Consider the following 4,945-nt stretch of genomic DNA (forward strand, 5'->3'; position numbering starts at 1 on the left):
TAAACCCGCTGCTACGATATTGCGTAGTCGCGATTTTATATCGCGCATTGTATTTTTCGGTTGGGAGATTAGTTGCCAAATATTGCGAGGTAAACCCGTTGCTACGATATTGCGAAGTCGCGATTTTACATCGCGCATTGTGTTTTTTGGTTGGGAGATTAGTTGCCAAATGTCGCGGGGTAAACCCGTTGCTACGATATTGCGTAGTCGCGATTTTATATCGCGCATTGTGTTTTTCGGTTGGGAGATTAGTTGCCAAATGTCGCGGGGTAAACCCGCTGCTGCGAGTTTAGATAAATACTATCCCAATATGGGTAGTCTGCAATATTTTCTATTAAATTTGCACGCAAAGGGTTTGCGACTATGTATCTAGCACAGCTATTTAAGTCTTCGGTATTTCTTATTAAGTGATCATAAAACCCTTTTTGCCAAAGCTTTTGTCTGCCAAATTGTCTATACACCGTGGCTGAGCGTCCTTTGAAGCTTCTAATTACCTCACTTAATGTTGCGCTATCGGATAATTGTAATAACCAATGAATATGGTTTGGCATTATCACGAAAGTATTTGATTTAATCAGTTTCTCTCTTTCTAACCCCCTCATTTCATTGATAATAGCTCTATTAATTATTAAGCTTGTGAATAGGTTGTTTCGCTCATGACAAACCAGTGTAATAGCATAATAGTGGTTTGCTTTTGATACTCTTCCCTTTCGTAATAAATATGAACGATGCATAACATACCCGTATTTTAGTAATCACAGACCCACGAATTTAAAGCATATGCAATTTTTATAAATTTGCGTAGTCGCGATTTTATATCGCGCATTGTGTTTTACGTTTAGGTAATTACTTGCACAATAGTCGCGGGGTAAACCCGCTGCTACGATATTGCGTGATCGAAATTTTATAGCGCGCATTATATTTAGTTGACTGATCGTGTGTAAATTGCAGCTATTTCTTTGGTACTTTTATCCTGTTATTAATTTCTTTAATAAATTCAACTAGAGTTAACACTCTATTTTTCTGGTCAGACCAATTGTTTTCATCCTATTAACGTTATAACAATTTTTGTAAATTGCGCATTGTTTAATCTTCGTTCAAAATGCGTTACGCTACTTTAATTGCTCAAGCTACCTGTAAATTGACAGCTAATAAGGTTTTTGATACCGTATTGAAAATTTTTGGTATGACCAATTTACCTTTTGGGTAAATCATACTACTCAAAGCCCCGCTTTATGGGCTCTTGGTATTTATACAACGCGGACGTTGATTCATGTCTTTAAAGATCAAAGCAGCAAAGTTATCTGATGTTATTTTACAGCAACTCGAGAACATGATTCTTGAAGGCTCGTTAGCACCAGGTGAAAAGTTGCCACCAGAGCGTGAACTAGCAAAGCAATTTGAAGTGTCTCGCCCGTCACTGCGTGAGGCAATTCAAAAATTAGAAGCGAAAGGTTTAGTTACGCGTCGCCAGGGTGGCGGCACGTTTGTAAAAAATCAGCTCGAAGAAGGGCTTACTGATCCACTTTTTGATTTGATTAGTAAACACCCTGAGTCGCAGTTTGATTTACTTGAATTTCGTCATGCATTAGAAGGGATTGCTGCTTACTACGCGGCACTGCGCGGGACCAGCAACGATTTTAGCAAAGTGAAAGAAAGCTTTGATAAAATTGCCCTAGTTAATGATGATTTACAGCAAAAAGCAAAAGCAATTAATGCATTTCACTTTAGCGTGGCAGAAGCTTCGCATAATGTGGTGTTACTGCATTTAGTAAGAGGCATGAAAGCGCTGCTTGAGCAAAATGTATTGCAAAATTTAACTGTTTTATTAAAAAAGTCAGATATTAGCAGTCAATTAGCCCAACACAGGCGTTTATTAATGGATGCCGTTATTGACGGTAATCCAGAACAAGCCCGTTTAGCAAGTAATGCGCACTTAGCATTTATCGAAGAAGCACTACTTGAAGCAGGCAAAGAACATTCGCGAATTGAACGTAGTTTAAGACGCACTAAACAAAATTAAGTTAGTACATAACTACTTTGAACACACAAATTAAGTAGCTGTGATATTAAATTAACAATATTCGTATTTTAAACATAAGGAAACCTCCATATGTCTGAAGTCAATAAAATTGACGTAGACGCGCTAGAAACACAAGAGTGGTTACAAGCTCTTGAATCAGTTGTGCGCGAAGAAGGTGTTGAACGAGCTCAGTTTTTACTTGAGCAAGTATTAGAGCAAGCCCGTTTAGACGGCGTTGATATGCCAACGGGTATTACCACGAACTACGTTAATACTATTCCTGTAGATCAAGAACCTGCTTACCCGGGTGATGTAAATCTTGAGCGTCGTATTCGTTCAATTATACGTTGGAACGCGATTATGATCGTTCTACGTGCATCTAAAAAAGATCTCGACTTAGGCGGCCATATGGCGTCTTACCAATCATCTGCTGCATTTTATGAAGTGTGTTTTAACCACTTTTTTAAAGCACCAAATGATGTAGACGGTGGTGACTTAGTTTATTACCAAGGTCATATTTCTCCAGGTATTTACGCACGTGCATTTGTTGAAGGTCGTTTATCGGCTGCACAACTAGATAACTTCCGCCAAGAAGTTGATGGCGAAGGCTTACCATCGTACCCTCACCCTAAGTTAATGCCTGAATTTTGGCAGTTCCCTACGGTATCAATGGGCTTAGGTCCTATTTCGTCTATTTACCAAGCACGCTTCTTAAAATACTTAGATGGTCGTGGCTTAAAAGATACTAAAAACCAACGTGTATACGCGTTTTTAGGTGACGGTGAAATGGATGAGCCAGAATCACGTGGCGCTATTTCTTTTGCTGCACGTGAAAAACTAGATAACCTTTGTTACTTAGTTAACTGTAACTTACAGCGTTTAGACGGCCCAGTTATGGGTAACGGTAAAATTATTCAAGAGCTGGAAGGCTTGTTTAAAGGCGCTGGCTGGAACGTAATTAAACTAGTGTGGGGCAGCGGCTGGGATATTCTTCTAGCTAAAGACACAACGGGTAAATTACTACAGTTAATGAACGAAACTGTTGATGGCGATTACCAAACATATAAAGCTAAAGATGGCGCGTACGTACGTGAAAACTTCTTTGGTCGTTACCCAGAAACAGCAGCACTTGTTGCTGACATGACAGATGACGAAATTTTCGCGCTTAAGCGTGGTGGTCATGAGTCATCAAAATTATTTGCTGCATTTAAAAAAGCAGAAGACACTAAAGGCCGCCCAACTGTAATTCTTGCTAAAACTGTAAAAGGTTATGGCATGGGTGAAGCAGCTGAAGGTAAAAACATTGCGCACCAAGTGAAAAAAATGGACATGTCGCATGTTGCACATTTACGTTCACGCCTTGGTCTTGATGATTTAGTATCTGAAGAGCAACTTGCAGAACTACCTTATTTAGAGCTTGAAGAAGGTTCACCTGAGTATAAATACCTACATGCTCGTCGTGATGAACTTAAAGGTTATACACCTAAGCGTATTCCACGTTTTAGTGAAAAACTTACGTTGCCAGAAGTAGACGCGTTTAAGCCGCTACTTGAAGAGCAAAAACGTGATATTTCTACGACTATGGGTTTTGTTCGTGCACTTAATATCTTATTAAAAGATAAAGGCATTGGTAAAAACATCGTACCAATTATTGCCGATGAAGCGCGTACATTTGGTATGGAAGGTTTATTCCGTCAAATTGGTATTTACAATCCGCATGGCCAAAACTATACGCCACAGGATCGTGATATTGTTTCTTACTACAAAGAAACTGTATCAGGGCAAGTGCTTCAAGAAGGTATTAATGAGTTAGGTGCAATGTCGTCATGGGTTGCTGCTGCAACTTCATACAGCACTAACGATTTACCAATGATCCCGTTCTACATTTACTACTCTATGTTTGGTTTCCAACGCGTTGGCGACATGGCATGGATGGCGGGCGATCAACAAGCACGTGGTTTCTTATTAGGTGCTACTGCGGGTCGTACAACGCTAAATGGTGAAGGCTTGCAACACGAAGATGGTCACAGTCATATTCTTGCTAATACGGTTCCTAACTGTATTTCATATGACCCAACTTACGCGTTTGAAGTAGCTGTTATTGTACAAGACGGTATTCGTCGTATGTACGGTGATGACCAAGAAAATATTTACTACTACCTAACGCTTATGAACGAAAACTACCATCAGCCAGCTATGCCAGAAGGCGCTGAAGAAGGTATTCGTAAGGGTATTTACAAGCTTGAAAGTTACGAAGGTAAAAAAGCCAACGTACAGCTATTAAGCTCAGGTACTATTATGACTGAAGTACGTAAAGCCGCTACGATTCTAAGCGAAGAGTATGGTATTGCGTCCGATGTATTTTCTGTAACGTCGTTCAACGAATTAACGCGTGAAGGTCAAGATGTTGAACGTTTCAACATGCTTAATCCTGAAGGCGAGCAAAAAACAGCATTCATCACAAGCGTATTAAACGACTCTGTGACTGTTGCAGCAACGGATTACATGAAAAACTACGCAGAACAAGCGCGTTCATTCATTCCAAGCAGCAACTACAAAGTGTTAGGTACAGATGGTTACGGTCGTTCTGATAGCCGTGAAAACCTACGTCGTCACTTTGAAGTTAACGCGGGCTACGTTGTTGTTGCTACGTTATCTGAACTTGCTAAACGCGGTGAAGTTGAGAAGTCAGTAGTTGTTGAAGCACTTAAAAAGTTCAACATCGACACTAACAAACTTAACCCACTGTACGCATAAGAGGTTTGCAATGAGTATTGAAATTAAAGTACCAGATATTGGTGACGATGAAGTAGAAGTAACCGAAATATTAGTAAGCGTTGGCGACAAAGTAGATGTTGACCAATCATTATTAAATGTTGAAGGCGACAAAGCATCAATGGAAATACCTGCTTCGCAAGCGGG

General features: G+C 39.9%; 5 protein-coding genes. 3 read left to right on the forward strand and 2 right to left on the reverse strand.

The features are described 5' to 3' along the window. Together L654_RS1000000128045 and L654_RS0100375 are read right to left on the reverse strand one after the other, a co-directional pair. On the reverse strand, positions 1-228 hold a 228-nt coding region (locus L654_RS1000000128045), incomplete at its 3' end, for a hypothetical protein (RefSeq protein WP_033027560.1). Between the two features lie 20 nt (positions 229-248). Further along, positions 249-734, reverse strand: a complete 486-nt coding sequence (locus L654_RS0100375) for a transposase (protein WP_024606928.1) — start codon at positions 732-734, stop codon at positions 249-251. Positions 735-1,273: 539 nt separating this feature from the next. On the opposite strand from L654_RS0100375, the gene pdhR reads away from it, so the two are divergent. The 3 genes from pdhR to L654_RS1000000127145 form a co-directional block, all read left to right on the forward strand. Beyond that, positions 1,274-2,023 (forward strand): pyruvate dehydrogenase complex transcriptional repressor PdhR, encoded by a 750-nt coding sequence (gene pdhR / locus L654_RS0100380; RefSeq protein WP_007586129.1) that lies wholly within the window; start codon positions 1,274-1,276, stop codon positions 2,021-2,023. 90 nt (positions 2,024-2,113) lie between these two features. Beyond that, complete coding sequence (gene aceE, locus L654_RS0100385) at positions 2,114-4,780, forward strand: pyruvate dehydrogenase (acetyl-transferring), homodimeric type (RefSeq protein ID WP_010553346.1); 2,667 nt, start codon at positions 2,114-2,116, stop codon at positions 4,778-4,780. A gap of 10 nt (positions 4,781-4,790) precedes the next feature. Next, positions 4,791-4,945: biotin/lipoyl-containing protein (locus L654_RS1000000127145; RefSeq protein ID WP_343223502.1), on the forward strand; the 155-nt coding region annotated here is incomplete at its 3' end.

The sequence above is a fragment of the Pseudoalteromonas sp. TAB23 genome (assembly GCF_000498075.1).
Taxonomy (GTDB): domain Bacteria; phylum Pseudomonadota; class Gammaproteobacteria; order Enterobacterales; family Alteromonadaceae; genus Pseudoalteromonas; species Pseudoalteromonas arctica.